Below are 17988 nucleotides of genomic sequence, written 5' to 3' on the forward strand. Positions count from 1 at the left end.
CTGTTTGTCTGCGACCTGGGCTCGCTAGTGTACCACCGTGCTTTTACCGGCAGCGAACGGGTCTTTCACCGCTGGAGGCCGTGATGTGATGAACGGTGTGCATCCCACGCCCGGCCCCAGCCGACCTGGCGGTATCGACACCGCCAGTGCAATGCGGCGGGGTGGGCACCCAGGTGATCTACACCGGTTAATAACGAAATGGCATAGTGAATCCACGATGAGAAAGTTACTAGCAAGCCTGGCAATGATCATGAGCGTGATGGGTATCGCGCATGCGCAAGAACTCCAGGGTGATCCGAGCGCCGGTCGGCAGAAATCCCAGGTGTGTGCCGCCTGTCACGGCGCCAATGGCGTCAGTATTGCGCCGAGCTTCCCCAACCTGGCGGGACAGCAGGCCTCCTATATTGCCAAGCAGGTCGTCGATATTCGCGATGGCCAGCGTGTCGTCCCGCAGATGGCCGGTATCGTCGATAATCTTTCCGACCAGGATATCGCCGACGTAGCCGCTTACTACTCCAATCAAGAGCCCAACCTTGGCCAGGCCGACCCGGAGCTCGCCGAACGCGGCATGCGACTCTACAAGGCCGGCAGTTTGGCCAAGGGGGTCCCGGCATGCATGGCCTGCCATACGCCCACCGGCCAGGGCATCGGTACTGCGGTGTACCCGGCGCTTTCCGGTCAGCATCCGGAATATACTCTCAAGCAGTTGCAGGACTTCGCCAAGAGTGAACGCAGCAACGACCCCAACGCCATCATGCGTGACATTGCGTCCAAGCTGAGCGACGCTGACATGCAAGCGCTGGCCAACTATGTTTATGGCGTCAATTGAAGGCGTGCGATTTTGCAAGGCGGCCTGCGGGCCGCCTTTTTCGTCTGGCGTCGCCCAGACGGAACCTTGGGCACGCTTATGGTTCCAAGCGTATTGATGATGTTGGGTTTTCCGCTCACAAGACTTCCGTCAGGAGACAACGAATGTACAAGAAGTTTCTCGCGTTGGCCGCCGGTCTCGCATTTTCCAGCCTGGCCATGGCCGCCGCACCGGTTGCCGGTGAGGATTACAAGGTCCTTGACGAGCCGGTGAAGACGGAAGCCGCTGCCGATCAGATCGAGGTTGCGGAAGTCTTCTGGTATGGCTGCCCTCACTGTTATCACTTGGAGAAGCCGCTCAATGCCTGGGTTGCCGATCTACCGGAAGATGTCGTGTTTACACGGATTCCCGCGACCATGGGACAGGTGTGGGTCAAGCACGCCGCGGCCTTCTATGCCGCCAAGGATTTAGGCATCCAGCAGGAGTTGCACAGTGACTTCTTCGACGCCATTCACGAGCAGGGCAAGCAACTGACCAGTGACGACGAAATCGCCAGCTTCTTCAGCCAATACGGTGTCAGCGAGGACGAGGTACACAAGGCGTTGTCCTCGTTCGGCGTCAAGAGCCAGGTTAACCAGGCCCATGCCAAGATCCGCGCCTACCAGTTGATGGGCGTGCCGGCGCTGATCGTCGATGGCCGCTACGTGATCACGCCGCAGAGCGCCGGCAGCCTGGACAATATGCCGCAGATTGCTCAGGCTCTAGTCGACAAGGTACGCAACGAAAGAGGAGAGTGACATGCGCGAGGCCCCAGAACTTCCGGCCCACAACCGTCACTCGCTACGTCTGCTGACCTGCAACCTGCAGGTCGGCATTCATACCGCCGCCTATCATCACTATCTAACGCGCAGCTGGCAGCATCTGCTGCCGCATCCCAAGCGTCTGGGCCGCCTGGATATCATCAGCAAGATCCTGGGCGGCTATGATGTCGTTGGCCTGCAGGAAGTCGATGGCGGCAGCTTTCGCTCTGGACACGTCAATCAGGTCGAGTACCTGGCGGCCCGGAGCGGATTCCCCTACTACTATCAGCAGCTCAACCGCAACCTCGGGCGTGTCGCGCAGCACAGTAACGGCTTGTTGGCCCGTTACACTCCAGCCCAGGTGGAAGAGCACCGCCTGCCGGGTACCCTGCCCGGGCGCGGTGCGATTCATGCACGCTTTGGCGACGGCCCCGATGCCCTGCATCTGTTCGTCGCCCACTTGGCGTTGAGCCAGCGGGCCCGCAACCGCCAACTGGATTATCTGCGCGACATCATCGCGCCACTGCGTCATGTCGTGGTCATGGGCGATCTGAACTGCACGCCGGACCAGATTCATGCCCATCCGACCTTTTGTGCCGCGCTACCGCTGCAACCAGTGCGTCCTTTGTTGAGTTATCCGTCGTGGCAACCCAGCCGGGCCCTGGATCATATCCTGCTCTCCGATTCACTGGTGGCCGACAACCTGCAGGTACTCAACCAGATGTTTTCCGACCATCTTCCCATTGCGGTCGATATACGCCTGCCTACCGCCTGTGCCCGCAGCATGCAGCTCACGTCCGACCAATGATTCATTGCCGAACGCTCCGTCACACGGCACTCTGACGAAAAAAGCTCGGGGTATACTCGCTCTCCTGGGATGTTGCGGTTCCACCTCGGGACGCTAGTCGAGACGCGATGCCACCGGGCACCTGGCGCATGGCGCCACGACAATGAGGGTTCCATGAAACGAGCTTCATCCATCCCGGCTCCCCTGGTCTGGCTCGACGCCATCACCGAACGGCTGGGAAAGGCGCTTGCTTGGCTGGTCATCGTGATGATGTTGATCCAGTTCCTGGTGGTGGTACTGCGTTATCTGTTCAATTTCAATAGCATTCTCATGCAGGAATCGGTCATGTACATGCATGCCGTGCTGTTCCTGCTCGCCGCCTCCTACACGTTCAAGCACGATGGCCATGTGCGCGTCGATATTTTCTACCGTGGCCTCTCGCCACGTGCCCAGGCCTGGATCGATCTGCTCGGCACCTTGTTGCTGTTGATTCCCTTCATGGGGTTCATCATCGTTTCGAGTCTCGGCTATGTCGGCAGTTCCTGGGCGATTTTCGAAGGTTCGCCCGACACCGGAGGCATCCCCGGCGTGTTTCTGCTCAAGACGCTGATCCCGCTCTTCGCGGTATTGATGATCATGCAGGGTATCGCCGAGATCATTCGCAAGGCGCTGATCATCTCGGGCCGCCAAGTACCGACGCCCGAACATGACCACAGCGAGGAGCGCCTCTGATGCTGGAATTCATGCCGCTGATGCTCTTCGCCTTGATCTGCGTCGTGCTCATGCTCGGTTTCCCGGTGGCCCTGACGCTGGCCGGCACCTCGCTGGCCTTTGCCGGGTTGGGGATGGGACTCGAGTCGCTGGGCGTCGAGGCCAATTTCGACGCCAGTTTCCTCTCCGCCTTCCCCAACCGGCTCTACGGCATCATGACCAACCAGACCCTGCTCGCCGTGCCGCTGTTCGTGCTGATGGGTGTGCTGCTCGAGAAGTCCAAGGTCGCCGAGACCCTGCTCGACGCCATGGCGTTGCTGTTCGGTTCGCTGCGCGGCGGACTGGGGATTTCGGTGACCCTGGTCGGTATGCTGCTCGCCGCCTCCACCGGTATCGTCGGTGCCACCGTGGTGACCATGGGGCTGCTGTCGCTGCCGACCATGCTCAAGCGCGGCTACAGCCAGTCGCTAGCCACCGGCACCATCTGCGCTACCGGCACCCTGGGCCAGATCATTCCGCCGTCGATCGCCCTGGTGCTGCTCGGCGACGTGCTGTCGTCAGCCTATCAACAGGCACAGTTGACGATGGGCATCTGGAGCCCCAAGACCGTCTCGGTGGGGGATCTGTTCATCGGCGCGCTGGTGCCCGGGCTGATCCTGGTGGTGCTGTACATCGCCTACGTTGCTTTTATTGCCTGGCTCAAGCCGGAATCGGCCCCGCCTGCCGATCGCCAGGAACTGATGGCCGAGCTCAATCATCAGGGCAGTCTGTTCGTCCTGCTGCTCAGGGGTCTGGTGCCCCCGCTGGCACTGATCATCGCCGTGCTGGGGTCGATCCTCGGCGGATTTGCCACACCCACCGAAGCGTCCGCGGTGGGGGCGTTCGGCGCGCTGGTGCTGGCACTCGCCTATCGCAAGTTGGACTTCGCCACGCTCACCGACGTGGTGCGCTCGACCACACATGTCACCACCATGGTGTTCCTGATCCTGATCGGCGCAGCACTGTTTTCGCTAGTCTTTCGCGCCTATGGCGGTGAGGAACTGGTCAAGGACCTGTTCATGAACATGCCCGGCGGGGTGGTCGGCGCGACGATCATCGTCATGCTGGTAATCTTCCTGCTGGGTTTCATCCTCGATTTCATCGAGATCACCTTCGTGGTGGTGCCGATCGTCGGTCCAGTGCTGCTCGCCATGGGTCTCGATCCGGTGTGGCTGGGGATCATGATCGCCATCAACCTGCAGACCTCGTTTCTCACTCCGCCGTTCGGCTTCGCACTGTTTTACCTGCGCGGCGTGGCCCCCGAGTCGGTGCCCACCACGGCAATCTACCGCGGGGTGATCCCATTCATCGTGCTGCAGCTGTGCATGCTGCTCGCCCTGGCTTTCGTGCCCGAGCTGGCGACCTGGCTGCCGGCCCAGTTCAAGTCATGACCGGAAAGGCGAAACGGCTTCTGAACCCTGCTTTACGCCAAGAGACAGGCGCAGATCCATGCCGGTTCACCGGGCTTAGAACCCCAGCCCTTCCAGACGATCCGCCAGATCCTCGAGGACTGCCAATCCCTGAACGTCGGTAGGCAACAGCGGGAGGCGAGGGCGTGGCAGGTGCTTCAGTTCATCATCGATACGCGCCAGGTACGTGGCTTCCTGCTCGCGTCGGCGACGCAGGAAGTCGCCATCAGCCTCTTCGGGAATCACCCGATTGACCAGTGTCGCGGCGACCGGGATATTGACTGCCTCCAGTGCCTGAACGGCACGCACGGTTTCCAGAATGGGCAACCGCTCTGGGGCCATCACGAATAGAAAACTGCTCTCATCGACATTCTCGATGCGCCGGCGTGCACGATGAAACAACCGGCGCCGGTTGAGCAGCGTCTCGGCAACGTCGCGGGTGCGCCCGTCCAACTCGTTGAGAGCATCTTGTGAAGGGTCATCGAAGGGCGTGGCCACGTCACGTCCTCTGTTGGGCGTCAGGTGCTTGAGTACCTTGCCCAGCTCCTCGGACTTACGATTGTGGGATAACAATCCATCGGTCCAGGCGGCCATGGCTTCGGGGAGCGTGAGCAGACGCAGGGTATGTCCGGTGGGGGCAGTATCGAAGATGATCAGATCGTACTGGCTATCATCCTCGGTGATCAGCCTGGCCAGGCGTTCGAGTAGTGCCGCCTCCTGGGTGCCGGGCGATTGCCGGGTCAGACGCATCTGACGCTCAAGCTCCGCCATCATTTCGGGAGCGGCATAACGGCGCATCTGCTCGACTACACGTTTGAGGTGCGCCTCGACTTCGGCATCGGGGTCAATCTCCATGGCATCCAGGTTGGGCAGCAACCGGCGTGGCGTGTCGCCCAGCTGACGATCGAATACATCGCCCAGGCTGTGCGCCGGGTCAGTGGATACCACCAGCACTCGGCGCCCGCGCCGTGAGGCCAGCACTGCCAGCGCCGCCGCCACCGTGGTCTTGCCGACGCCGCCCTTGCCGCCGACCCACAGCAGACGGCGATGAAGCAACTCCTTCATGGGTTCACCACCTCTGTATTTAAGGCTATATCCCCAGCATTTCCCTAGCAGCAGCGAAAGTGATCCAGCGGCGAACGCTCCATTCCCATCCGTTGGTGCCAATCATGAAAGCGCTCCAGCAATAGCGGCTGGAGTTCCAGCGTGTAGTAAGCGGCGGGGTTGGGCATGCCCATCATTTCGGAAAACACCAATAACATGAACAGATCGTCTTCATCGCGGCGCGCCCGGGCGATTGCCCCACGATAGCGGGAAGAGTATATCTCCTCGGTGAAGAAACGGGCCTGGCTCAGCCAGGCCCGAAGTTTATCGCGATGTGGAGCATGACGGCGGTTGGGATCTTCGTCCATGGTTCGCTCCTATGCCGACAGAATTTGCTATGGCTCCTGATGGGCCACTTCGCGACGTTGACGTTTGAGCGACGCTGCGCACTCCATGGCCACGAGGATGGTTGCCACTAGAACCACAATATCCAAGAACAACAGGAAATAGTTGCTTTCATTATAAAAAGTGCGCATCTGTAACAATAACGCCAGCACGGCCATCACCAACAGAAAACAAAGCGGCGCCAGGGTATACACTATTGGCCGCTTGAGGCGTACCAGTAGGACGGTGATTACCAGCAATGTCAGGCCCGCGAGCAATTGATTGGTGGTGCCGAACAGCGGCCAGATGATGAGGCCGCCAGAGCCATCGGCACCGCCCGCCCCGAAAGCGATCAGCAGACAGGAGCCTACCGCCAGCAGTGTGGCCGCCGCCGGCTTCTTCATCCATTGCAGGTTGTAGATATCGCCCCATTCCTGAAAGATGTAACGCTGCAGACGCAGGCCGGTATCCATGGTAGTTCCGGCGAAAAGGGCCGCCATGACCGTGAGTAGAGTAGCTGCCGTCGCTTGGGGCAGACCTAGGCCGTTATGAATGATATACGCCCCGCCTTCGACGAAGGCAGTGACTCCACCCTGCCCGAAGGCGCTGTACATGGCCTGCCAGTCGGTGAAGCTGGCGAAGCCTGCCGTGGCTACGAGAATCGCCGCCAATGACAGGGAGCCTTCGCCCACGGCCCCGAAATAACCGACAAAGCGTGCGTCGGTCTCCTTGTTGAGCTGTTTGGAGGTGGTTCCGGATGAGACCAAGCCATGGAATCCGGAAATAGCGCCACAGGCGATAGTCACGAACAGCAAGGGGAACAGCGAGGGAGTACCGGCAGGCACATCATGGTTGAACATCGGGGCGACCATGCTCGGATTGAGCAGCACAATGGCACCGTAGAGTATGATCAGACCGATGAACAACTGCAGACCGTTGATATAGTCACGGGGTTGCAACAGCATCCACACCGGTAGCAGCGAGGCTATCGCGGCATAGGCAAATAGAATCAGTATCCATATGGCATTGCCCGACATACCGGCCACTTCAGCGGGCATCTCTAGCGGCACGGCGGGGCCGACGCCAATCAGTGCATATAAAGCGACCACGCCGATTATCGAGACAACCGGCAGACTGAGGATGCGACGGTAGATCAACTGTCCGATGATCAAGGCAACGAAGATGGCACCCCACACCGGCACCACTGCAGAGGGGAAATTCATCATAAGACGCGCAATAACCACCGCGAATACCGCATTGACCATCAGCAGCACCAGAAAGATGACGATCATGAACAGGCTGCGGGCCCGGGTGCCGACAATGTCACCGGTCAGCGCCCCGACAGATTTGGCCCGGTTGCGCACGCTGGCCCAGATCGCCCCGGCATCATGCACGCCGGCAAAGAAGATGGTTCCGAAGACTACCCACAAGAAAGCCGGCAACCACCCCCAGATGACTGCAATAGCGGGTCCTACGATCGGAGCGGCCCCCGCCACCGAAGTGAAGTGATGCCCCCACAGTACGAACTTGTTGGTAGGCACGTAGTCGACGCCATCCTCGAATTCATGCGCCGGCGTCCGGTAATCGGGATCCAGGCGATAGATCTTCTCGGCGATGAATTTCGAGTAGACGAAATAGCCCAGCGCCATGCAGCCCAAGCCTATGACAAGTAGAACAATCGCACTCATGAGGGCACGCTCCTTTGCATATCGTTGTTATGGTTGTTTTGTCGGTCAGTCAGGTCAAGATAGCGAAAAGTAGTGATCAGCCCTAGCATGATCTCCTAGACGTCCTTATCCCATCACAGTGGCTCCCATCCAGCGCACCCAGTCGATCATCGGTGCCGGATAGATCCCCAACAGAAAGACCAGCGCCGCCAGCCCCAGCACCACCACACCGCCGGCACGTACGCCCCAATCATGCGGCGCGTCACGGCTTTGCATACCGGGTTCGACGAGATACAGCGTGATCACCACGCGCAGGTAGTAGTAGAGCCCGATGGCACTCCCCACCACGATGCCAGCGACCAACCACCAGCGCCCCGCCTCGACGCCCAATGCAATCACGTAGAACTTGCCGATGAAGCCGACGGTAAACGGAATCCCCGCCAACGACAGCATCATCACCGTCAATACCGCCGTCAGGTAGGGGCGCCGCCAGAACAGCCCCCGATAATGATGCAGTTGGCTGGTATCGGCACCGCCCCGTGCAGGTGTCAGTGGACTGGAAAGTAGCGTCACCACGCCGAAGGCACCTAGGGTCGTCAGCAAGTAGGTCACCAGATAGACGCCGGCCGTCTCCACCGCCAGACCGTCGTTGACGGCCAGCGTGACCAGTAAGTAGCCGAAATGGGCGATCGAGGAGTAGCCCAGCAGTCGCTTGAGATCGCTCTGGGTCAACGCCAGCAGGTTGCCCACCAGCATGGTGATCAAAGCCAGCGCAGCGAAGGTATCGAGCAGCCAGGTGCTGCGCATCGCCGGTACCGCCACCAGAAAGCGCAGCAACACCAGAAACACCGCCACCTTGCTGGCGGTAGCGAGAAAGGTCACCGCCGGGCTGGGCCCGCCCTGATAGACGTCCGGTGTCCACAAGTGGAACGGCACGAGAGAGAGCTTGAACGCCAGCCCCACCAGCAGCATGGTGGCGCCGGCGATCCAGAGCAGATCAGGCCCCGCCGAGGCCAGGCTCAAGCCCAACCCGGCGAATTCTAGCGTCCCGGTACGGGCATAGAGCAGCGCCATGCCGAACAGCATGAAAGCCGAAGCCGAGGCCGAAAGCACCATGTATTTAATCCCGGCCTCCAGCGCGCCGCGCTCGCGAAAGGTGTAAGCCAGCATGCCGTAGAGCGGCATCGACAGCAGTTCCAGGCCGAAGAACAGCGACGCCAGATGACGACTGCTGACCAGCACCATGCCGCCGGCGGCAGCGCAGAGCAGCAAGAGATAGAACTCTTCACGGGGCCCCTCCGCCCCTTCGAGGTAGGCATGCCCCAGGGTGGCGCAGGCCAGGGTTGCGACCAGGATCAGGGCGCTACCGAACAGCGCATAGTGATCAATCACCAGCAACGGCGTGACGTCTTGTGGCGTCCAGTACCCCACCAACAACAGCGACAGCAGGGCCAGGTTGAGTCCCACCACCGTCGCGATGGCGCTCGCCGTATGCTGGCGACGCCAGGCAATTCCCAGCATCACCACAATGACCGTGAGACAGACGAGGATCAGCGGCAGCAGCGCCAGCATTTGAGTCAGGGTCAGATTCATGGCGCCCCCGTAGGCATGTCAAGACTCGTCAGCGCCGCGGGAGCCGCCAACAGACGCTGAATGTTTTCCATGCTCGCCCCCGTCGTGTCGAGCAAGGGTTGCGGGTAGAGCCCGAACAGCAGCACCAGGACCAGCAACCCCAACATCATGAGCGTCTCCCGCCGATCCAACCCGCCCAGCGGAGTCGGCGCCTGCGCCGGGCCGTAATAGACCCGCTGCATCAAGAACAGTGAATAGATGGCGGCCAGCACCAGCCCGGCGCTGGCGATGACCACCGTCCAGGGCGCAATGGCAAAGGTGCCGAACAGCACCATGAACTCGCCGACGAAATTGGCGGTTCCCGGCATACCCAGTGAAGCCGCCACGAAACACAGCGCGAAACCCGGCAATCCGGCAATCCGGCCCCACAAACCGCCCATCTGGCGCATGTCGCGGGTATGCAGCCGTTCGTAGAGTTGGCCGCTGAGGATGAACAGCCCCGCCGCCGAGAAGGCATGCGCCACCATCAACACGATGACACCCTGCAGCGCCAGGGTGGTGCCGGCATAGATACCGATCAGCACGAATCCCATATGCGAAATGCTGGTATAAGCGATCAGCCGCTTGATGTCGTGCTGCCCGCAGGCCAGCACCGCGCCATAGAAGATACCCACCAGCCCCAGCGTCATGGCGACCGGGGCGAAGGCCTGCGAGGCTTCGGGAAACAGCGGCAGGGCAAAGCGCAGCATGCCGTAGGCCGCGGTCTTGAGCAGAATCCCGGCAAGATCGACGCTGCCCGCGGTGGGCGCCTGGGCATGCGCGTCAGGCAGCCAGCCGTGCAGCGGCACCACCGGCAGCTTGACGGCGAAAGCCACGAAGAAGCCCAGCATCAGCCACATCGCCACGCCATCCGACAGCGGCGTGTTACGCAGCGTCTCGTAGCTGAAGCTGTACTCGCCGGTCGTCGCATGATGCGCGAACACCAGACCCAGGATGGCGATCAGCATCAAGAGGCCGCTGGCCTGGGTATAGATGAAGAACTTGGTCGCCGCGCCGATACGGGTCTTGCCCGGCGATCCGCTATGCCCCCACAGCGCGATCAGGAAATACATCGGCACCAGCATCATTTCCCAGAAGAAGAAGAACAGGAACAGATCGATGGCCAGGAAAACCCCCACCACACCGCCAAGAATCCATAGCAGGTTGAGGTGAAAGAACCCCACCCGGCGCACGATTTCCTGCCACGAGCACAACACCGCCAGCACACCCAGAAAGCCGGTCAACGCGATCATGATCAGCGACAGGCCGTCCAGCGCCAGATGCACATCAATGCCGAAGCGGGGAATCCAGGGCACGCGCCACTCCAGGCCCCATTGACTCGCGCCGGCTGCCGGGGCGCTCAAGGCATAGTCTCCCTGCCACCAGAGTCCCAGCGTCAAGCCCAGCACCAGCAGCATGGTCGCCAGGGCGATCCAGCGCGGCCAGTGCTCATCGACGCGCTCGACCCGCCAGCACAACAGGCCGCCAATGAAGGGAATCAGGATCAGCCAGACCAGGATCATGGGCGTGTCATTCCTTTCGCAGTTCGCATTGTGATTGTCCGTCGTTGCACGTCGGCCTCGGCACGGTTCATCCCCATGCCAGCAGCGCCAGCAACAACGTCGCTCCCAGCGCCATCGATGCCGCATAGTGCCGCAGCCGCCCCGTCTGGGTCAGAGCGAGCCCCCGGTGCAGCAGCCGCGCCAATGCCGGCACGCTATTGCATAGCGCGTTCAGCAGATCATAGCGGTTGATGCGCACCAGCAGACGGTAGGGCTTGACCAGCAGCCAGTCGTAGAGAGTGTCGAACCCCCAGGCGTGATGCCATAGCCGCCACACACGCTCACCATTACGGGTCTGGGCATAGCGGGCCACGATGTCGCGCCGTCGGCCGAACAGCCAGATGGCGGCCAGGAGCGCTCCTATGCCGATCACGGTGGCGACGATCTCCAGCGTATGCTGCCCCGCCTCTCTCATGGTCCCGGGGCTCGCCGGAAGTACGTCATCCAGCGGCAGGTGGATGCCTGCCCCCAGCGCGGTCGACAGCACCAGCAACACCACTAACGGCAGCCCGTGCACCAGACCGCGCCCGGCCTGCGCATCGCGGCTGTTCCGGCTGCGCGACTCGCCATGAAAGGTCCCCATGATCAGGCGCACGGTGTATACCGCGGTGAGTGCCGAGCCCAGCAGGCCGGCGATCAGCAGCCCGCCGTGCCCGGCAGCCAGCGTTTCCCACAGAATCTCTTCCTTGCTGTAGAAACCGGCGGTCACCAGAGGCAGCGCCGCCAACGCCGCGCCACCCACCACGAAGCCGGCATAGGCCAGCGGCAGGCGCCGCCATAAACCGCCCAGGCGGCGCATGTCCTGCTCATGATGGCAGGAGACGATCACCGAACCGGCGGAGAGGAACAGCAGCGCCTTGAAGAAGGCATGCGTCATCAGGTGAAAAATCGCCGCATCGAAGGCACCCACCCCCAGCGCCACGAACATATAGCCGATCTGGCCCATGGTGGAATAGGCCAGCACGCGCTTGATATCGGTCTGGGCCAGGGCGGCGAACCCGGCCAGCAGCAGCGTGACGGCACCGATCACCCCGACCAGCGTGAGCACGTCGGGCGCGAGCAGGAACAGACCGTGAGTGCGCGCAATCAGATAGACCCCGGCGGTGACCATGGTCGCCGCATGGATCAGCGCCGAGACCGGCGTCGGGCCGGCCATGGCGTCCGCCAGCCACGTATGCAGCGGCAACTGGGCCGACTTGCCCAGCGCACCGCCAAGCAGCATCAGCGCCGCCAACTCGACCATGGGATCGCCCCGCGACCAGACTTCCGGCGCCCGGGCCATCAGGGTCTGAATATTCAGCGTCCCCAAGTGCGCGAACAGGATGAACAGCCCGATGGCCAGGAAGACATCACCGATGCGAGTCACGATGAAGGCCTTGAAGGCCGCCCAGCCGTTGGCGGCATCGCGATAGTAAAAGCCGATCAGCAGGTAGCTGCACAGCCCCACCCCTTCCCAGCCCAGAAACAGCAGCAGCAGATTGTCGGCGAGCACCAGCATCAACATGCTGAATACGAAAAGATTCATATAGGCGAAGAAGCGCGTCACGCCCTCCTCGCCGTGCATGTACCACGCTGCGAACAGATGGATCAGAAAGCCCACCCCGGTGACCACACCCAGCAGGGTCAGCGATAGGCCGTCGAGATGCAGCCCGATGGTGGGCCTGAAATCGCCCACCGCAATCCAAGTCCACAACGTCTGCACGTGAGCGGCGGCGCCATGATCGATGAAATCGAACACCACCCAGGCCGTGGTGGCAGCCGCCAGGCCCATCGACGCCACGCCGACCGTGGCACTGGCACGAGGCGACAGGCGCCCGAACGAGAGCGCCAGAACCAAGAAGCCCGCCAGGGGAAACAGGAAGGTAAAAGGTAGCCACATCATCCGCGCAACCTGCTGACGGCATCGATATCGAGGCTCTTGAAGCGCCGATTGAGTTGCAGCAGCAGCGCCAGGCCGACGCTGGCCTCCGCCGCGGCCAGGGTGATCACCAGCAGGAACATGACCTGCCCGTCGGGCTGGCCCCAGCGCGTGCCGGCGACGATGAAGGCCAGCGCCGCCGCGTTCATCATGACCTCCAGGCTCATCAGTACGAACAGCATGTTGCGGCGAATCATCACCCCGGCCAGCCCCAGCGCGAAGAGTATCGCGGCCAGCAGCAAGCCATGCTCCATGGGCACTCCGTTCATGGCGCTCTCCTTGACGTCTCGTGGCGTTGCGACGGTGGTGGCTGTAGCTCCGACGCCGGCCGTGCCGCACGCTGTTTTTCGCGGGCGCTGTCGGCCACCTCATGCGCCTCGCTGCGCCCGAGGTGCGAGGCGGTGACCAACGCCGCCAACAACAGCATGGCGGCCAGCTCGACAACGATGAGATACGGACCGAACAGCAGCGTGCCGACGGCCTTGGCGGTCAGCGTTTCTCCGCCAATCAACTCCTGACCGTCGCCCGACATCAGCATGCTTGTCATGACTGCGCATAGCAGCACCGCCAGAATCGACGGGCCAAGCCACGCACGGGGCTGCAGCCAGCGACGCTCCTGCGCCACGGCCGCCTCCCCCAGGTTGAGCATCATCACCACGAATACGAACAGCACCATGATCGCGCCGGCGTAGACGATGATCTCCAAGGCCCCCGCGAACGGCGCACCGAGGGCGAAGAACACCATCGCCACACTGATCAGCGACACAATCAGGTAGAGCAGCGCATGGACCGGATGCGGGTTGGCCACCACACCCAATGTCGCCAGCACGGCGACCAGTGCACTCAGATAGAAGGCGATTTCCACGCAGTCTCCTTACGCCAGCCGACACTCACGGCAGCAGTGTCTTCACGTCGATGGGGTCAGCCTCGTTCTGCGCCTTGCCCTTGCCCTTGCCGGCGATCGACAGCCCCGCCACCCGATAGAAGTTGTATTGATGATCCTTGCCCGGCCCAGAGATCAGCAGATCCTCTTTCTCGTAGACCAGCTCCTGACGGCGATACTCGCTGAGTTCGAAATCCGGTGTGAGCTGGATCGCCGACGTCGGACAGGCCTCCTCGCACATGCCGCAGAAGATGCAGCGCGAGAAGTTGATACGAAAGAACTCCGGGTACCAGCGCCCATCGTCCCTCTCGCCCTTCTGCAACGAAATGCATGCCACCGGACAGGCCACTGCACACAAGTTGCAGGCCACGCAGCGCTCCTCACCGTCCGGGTCGCGGGTCAGCACGATGCGCCCACGATAACGCGGCGGTAGGTAAACCTGCTGCTCGGGGTATTGCACGGTCTCGCGTTTGCGAAACGCATGCATGAAGACCATCCCCAGCGTCCGCAGTTGGGACCATGTGCCGGCCAACAGCGACTTGAGCGGCTTGAGATCGAGCGTCTTGAACAAGGCAGCCTCCTCAGGAACCGGACGGCGAGACGAGCAGGATCACCGCCCCCGTCACCAGCAGGTTGATCAGTGTCAGCGGCAGGCAGATCTTCCAGCCGAAGCTCATGACACGGTCGTAACGGGGTCGGGGCAACGCCGCGCGCAGCAGCACGAAGAACACCACGAACACGCTGACCTTGAGCAGAAACCAGACGATGGGCGGCAGCCAAGGGCCCTGCCAGCCGCCGAAGAACAGCGTGACCAGCAACGCCGAGACCAGCACGATGCCCACGTACTCGCCAATGAAGAACATGCCCCACTTCATCCCCGAATACTCGACGTGGTAGCCGTCGGCCAGCTCCTGCTCGGCCTCGGGCTGGTCGAAGGGGTGGCGGTGGGTCACCGCGATGCCCGCGATCAGGAAGGTACAAAAGCCGAAGAACTGCGGCACGATGAACCACACGCTGTCCTGAGCCAGCACGATCTCGCGCATGTTGAACGAGCCGGCCATGGCCACCACACCCATCAGCGACAGGCCCATGAACACCTCGTAGGAGAGCGTCTGCGCCGAAGCGCGCATGGCACCGAGCAGAGCGTACTTGTTGCCGCTCGACCAGCCGGCGAAAAGTACCGCATAGACATTGATGCCGGCCATGGCGAAGAATAACAACACGCCGATGTGCAGATCGGCCACGCCCCAGGTGGGCGTAATGGGAATGATCATGAACGACAGCAACAGCGAGGCCATGGCGATCGCCGGGGCCAGCACGAAGAAAGCGCGGTCGGCGAAGGGCGGAATCCAGTCTTCCTTGAAGAAGATTTTCAGCATGTCGGCGACGATCTGGAACATGCCGAAGGGGCCGACCCGGTTAGGACCGTAGCGATCCTGCCACAGCGCCAGCAGACGCCGCTCGATCAGACTCAGCAAGGCACCGGCCATGACCGCCGCGAGCAGGATCACGATGGCCTGGAACATGGCGAATAGCACGGCCTCGAGCGTCGGTGTCCACCAGCCGAGCAACGGCGACCAGAAATTCATGACGTTGTCTCCCCGCCGGGTCGGTGAGTGCCTGCCTGTACATTCAGCCACTGCCCGCCGGGCACCGGCATGTCGCCCATGCCTACCGGCACGCCGACCAGCCCGGCCGGCAGCGACGGTTCGATTCTGAGCGGCAGGTGCAAGTGCCCGCCCTCCCAGCTCAGGGTCATGCTACGCCCCTCGTTCAACTGCAACCGCTCGACATCCGCCGGGGCCAGGGCCACGTAGGGAGCCTCCACGCGCGCCTGGATCGGCTCGGCCCGCGCCGAGGTTTCGTCACTGCCGAACAAGTGAGGCAGCGCCACCGCCTGCCACTGCCCGTCACGCGGCGCGAAGGCCGACGGCACATCACGGCAATAATCGTATTCGCCGGGCTGAGGGGCGAACAGGCGCGTCCCGGGATCGCCGGCCCGCAGATGCCCCCCGACCTCGTCCTGGAACTTGTTCCACGCTTGCGATGAGTTCCACCCCGGCGCCCAAGCGAAAGCGACCTCCTGGCGCGGTTCCTGATAGCCGGCATAGCCCTCCATGGAGAACACGAAGGGCGTGTCGGGGTCCACCGGCGCGCGGGGTTCGTTGACGTCGAGATGCGCGCGCATTGCCGTGCGCCCGCTGTAGCGATGCGGCTCGCGGGCCAGCTTGAGCCCACGTACGCGAAAGTCGGCCCCTGGCGCAGCCTGTACCACGCCCGCCAGAAGAGGGCTACGCTGCGACAGCGCATGTGTCACGTCATCCAGGGTCACCGGTGCCACCGCACTGCGTGCCAGCGTGGCCTGTAGTGCATGCAACCAGCGCCAACTCTCGCGAATGCGGCTCTCCGGTCGCGTATAGCTCGTCTCGAAGACCTGATAGAAACGTTGGGCGCGGCCCTCCAGGCTGACGAGCGTGCCATCGCCTTCGGCAAAGGTCGCCGCCGGCAGGCCGAGTTCGGCGCGCGCCCAGGTCGGGGTGCGCTGATGATCGATGACGACAACATGGGCGGCGCGCGACAGGGCGGCTTCGGCCCGAGTGTATCCCAGCCGGTGATGGAGATCGTTTTCGAGGATCACCAGTGCCGTATTCTCGTCCAGCGCTTCCAGCGCCGCTTCCAGCGACCGGCCGCCGAGCATCGCCAGTCCCGTGCTGTTGGCCTCGCGGCGGACCAGTGATAGCGATGCCTGACGGGTGCGGCGCGACAAGGCGCGGGCCACGTTGCCGGCGGCTTCGAGGACCGCCGCGGATCCCAGCGAACCACCGGAGACGATCAACGGCCGCTTGGCTGCCAACAGCACCTCGGCGATATGCTCGGCCCGTTCGCGGGTCGCCGCGTCCAAGTCCGCGACCGGTGGCGCGTGGTCATCGATGGCATGCGCCACGGCAAATCCCAGCCGAGCGATGTCCTCCGGTGCGGCGCGCAAGGCCTCCTCGGCCAGGCCATCGAGGCGCGTGGCGGCCGGGGTGGCAATGAACAACGGGTTGCGCTCGTCCTGGGCCAGGGTCTTGACCGCCTCGGCGTTCCATACCGGAATGCCGCGTGCCTCGGCCAGGGCGTCGCGCCGGGCGAGCACTGCCTGACGCACCGCCAGCGCCAGGCGCGCCGCCGTCTGCATGACATCCTCGCCGAGGATGAGCACCACATCGTGGGCTTCGATCTCGCGCAGGCTGGGGGTCGCGGCGCCGCTTTCGAAGGCCAGCCGCTGCATCAATTCCAGACAGTGCTGCTCCGCGGCGTTGATCCCGGTGGAGAAATTGTCTTCGCCAACCAGCTCACGCAGCAGGTGATTGCTCTCCAGACTCGCCCGCGGCGAGCCGATGCCGACGATTCGCGGCACGTTGCGCAGCATGTCGGCGGCTCGATCCAGGGCGGCATCGATTTCGAGATGGTGAGGTGCCTGCGAACGGGACGCCGTATGCTCATGATATTCCGGGCGCCGCGGACGGTCGTCGCGATTGACGTAGCCATAGCCAAAGCGTCCGCGATCGCAGAGAAAGTAGTGATTCACCTCGCCATGATAGCGATTCTCGATGCGCCGGATATCGCCGTAGCGCTCGCCGGGACTGGTGTTGCATCCCACCGCACACTGATGACAGATACTGGGGGCGAACTGCAGATCCCACTTGCGGGTGTAGTGGTCGGAGTGGGTCTGGTCGGTGAACACCCCGGTGGGGCAGACCTCGGTGAGGTTGCCGGAGAACTCGCTTTCCAGCACGCCTTCCTGATAGCGGCCGAAGTAGATGTTGTCATGCGCGCCGAAGACACCGAGATCCTCGCCGCCAGCGTAATCCTTGTAGAAGCGCACGCAGCGATAGCAGGTGATGCAACGGTTCATCTCGTGGGCAACGAACGGGCCCAGGTACTGGTTCTTGTGGGTGCGCTTGCGAAAGCGATAGCGTCGGCGATCATGGCCAGTCATCACCGTCATGTCCTGCAGGTGGCAGTGTCCTCCCTCTTCGCAGACCGGGCAATCATGGGGGTGATTGATCATCAGCCACTCGATGACGCTGGCGCGAAAGGCCTTGGCCTCGCCGTCCTCGATCGAGATGTAACTGTCATCCTTGACCGGCGCCATGCATGACATCACCAGCATGCCCTTGGTGTCGTCGGCATCCTTGTACTGCTTCACGGCGCACTGGCGGCAGGCACCTACGCTGCCCATCGCCGGGTGCCAACAGAAATAGGGAATATCCAGGCCCAGCGACAGGCAGGCATGAAGCAGGTTATCCGCTCCGTCGACCTGATAGGCATTGCCGTCTACGTGGATGGTGGCCATTGGCGTCCTTATCTGTGCATTACCCT

At 62.4% G+C, this 17988-nt stretch carries 16 protein-coding genes; 5 read left to right on the forward strand and 11 right to left on the reverse strand.

Annotated features, from left to right (window positions below; genetic code table 11):
• The first annotated feature begins 217 nt into the window (after positions 1-217).
• From ACW4DH_RS03675 to ACW4DH_RS03695, 5 genes are all read left to right on the forward strand, one after another.
• Positions 218-829, forward strand: a complete 612-nt coding sequence (locus tag ACW4DH_RS03675) for a c-type cytochrome (RefSeq protein WP_459635009.1) — start codon at positions 218-220, stop codon at positions 827-829.
• 143 nt (positions 830-972) lie between these two features.
• Positions 973-1605, forward strand: a complete 633-nt coding sequence (locus ACW4DH_RS03680) for a thiol:disulfide interchange protein DsbA/DsbL (protein ID WP_459635010.1) — start codon at positions 973-975, stop codon at positions 1603-1605.
• A 1-nt stretch (position 1606) separates the two neighbouring features.
• A complete protein-coding gene (locus tag ACW4DH_RS03685; RefSeq protein WP_459635011.1) occupies positions 1607-2416 on the forward strand; it encodes an endonuclease/exonuclease/phosphatase family protein in 810 nt (269 codons plus the stop codon).
• Between the two features lie 153 nt (positions 2417-2569).
• Positions 2570-3127, forward strand: a complete 558-nt coding sequence (locus tag ACW4DH_RS03690) for a TRAP transporter small permease subunit (RefSeq protein ID WP_459635012.1) — start codon at positions 2570-2572, stop codon at positions 3125-3127.
• Positions 3127-4536: a TRAP transporter large permease gene (locus ACW4DH_RS03695; RefSeq protein WP_459635013.1), complete on the forward strand. Its 1410-nt coding sequence runs from the start codon at positions 3127-3129 to the stop codon at positions 4534-4536. The genes ACW4DH_RS03690 and ACW4DH_RS03695 overlap by 1 nt, the downstream gene beginning before the upstream one ends.
• 75 nt (positions 4537-4611) lie before the next feature.
• Here the strand turns inward: ACW4DH_RS03695 and ACW4DH_RS03700 are convergent, their stop codons facing one another.
• The 11 genes from ACW4DH_RS03700 to nuoG all read right to left on the reverse strand — a co-directional run bounded on the left by ACW4DH_RS03700 (position 4612) and on the right by nuoG (position 17962).
• Complete coding sequence (locus tag ACW4DH_RS03700; RefSeq protein ID WP_459635014.1) at positions 4612-5619, reverse strand: ArsA family ATPase; 1008 nt, start codon at positions 5617-5619, stop codon at positions 4612-4614.
• 44 nt (positions 5620-5663) lie between these two features.
• On the reverse strand, positions 5664-5966 hold the full coding sequence (locus ACW4DH_RS03705) for a cory-CC-star protein (protein WP_459635015.1): 303 nt from the start codon (positions 5964-5966) through the stop codon (positions 5664-5666).
• Between the two features lie 27 nt (positions 5967-5993).
• Positions 5994-7670 carry a carbon starvation CstA family protein gene (locus ACW4DH_RS03710; protein WP_459635016.1) on the reverse strand — a complete coding sequence of 559 codons (1677 nt, stop codon included), beginning with the start codon at positions 7668-7670 and terminating at the stop codon, positions 5994-5996.
• Positions 7671-7775: 105 nt separating this feature from the next.
• On the reverse strand, positions 7776-9242 hold the full coding sequence (gene nuoN / locus ACW4DH_RS03715) for an NADH-quinone oxidoreductase subunit NuoN (protein ID WP_459635017.1): 1467 nt from the start codon (positions 9240-9242) through the stop codon (positions 7776-7778).
• On the reverse strand, positions 9239-10783 hold the full coding sequence (gene nuoM, locus ACW4DH_RS03720; RefSeq protein ID WP_459635018.1) for an NADH-quinone oxidoreductase subunit M: 1545 nt from the start codon (positions 10781-10783) through the stop codon (positions 9239-9241). Before nuoM ends, nuoN begins: the two co-directional genes overlap by 4 nt.
• 67 nt (positions 10784-10850) lie before the next feature.
• Complete coding sequence (nuoL, locus tag ACW4DH_RS03725) at positions 10851-12704, reverse strand: NADH-quinone oxidoreductase subunit L (RefSeq protein WP_459635019.1); 1854 nt, start codon at positions 12702-12704, stop codon at positions 10851-10853.
• Positions 12701-13009: an NADH-quinone oxidoreductase subunit NuoK gene (gene nuoK / locus ACW4DH_RS03730; protein ID WP_459635020.1), complete on the reverse strand. Its 309-nt coding sequence runs from the start codon at positions 13007-13009 to the stop codon at positions 12701-12703. The genes nuoL and nuoK overlap by 4 nt, the downstream gene beginning before the upstream one ends.
• Positions 13006-13605, reverse strand: a complete 600-nt coding sequence (gene nuoJ / locus ACW4DH_RS03735; RefSeq protein WP_459635021.1) for an NADH-quinone oxidoreductase subunit J — start codon at positions 13603-13605, stop codon at positions 13006-13008. The genes nuoK and nuoJ overlap by 4 nt, the downstream gene beginning before the upstream one ends.
• Positions 13606-13630: 25 nt before the next feature.
• Positions 13631-14194 (reverse strand): NADH-quinone oxidoreductase subunit NuoI, encoded by a 564-nt coding sequence (nuoI, locus tag ACW4DH_RS03740; protein ID WP_459635022.1) that lies wholly within the window; start codon positions 14192-14194, stop codon positions 13631-13633.
• Between the two features lie 10 nt (positions 14195-14204).
• Positions 14205-15212, reverse strand: a complete 1008-nt coding sequence (nuoH, locus tag ACW4DH_RS03745; protein ID WP_459635023.1) for an NADH-quinone oxidoreductase subunit NuoH — start codon at positions 15210-15212, stop codon at positions 14205-14207.
• A complete protein-coding gene (nuoG, locus tag ACW4DH_RS03750) occupies positions 15209-17962 on the reverse strand; it encodes an NADH-quinone oxidoreductase subunit NuoG (RefSeq protein WP_459635024.1) in 2754 nt (917 codons plus the stop codon). The genes nuoH and nuoG overlap by 4 nt, the downstream gene beginning before the upstream one ends.
• Between the last annotated feature and the right edge of the window lie 26 nt (positions 17963-17988).

The organism is Halomonas sp. WWR20 (assembly GCF_054602495.1).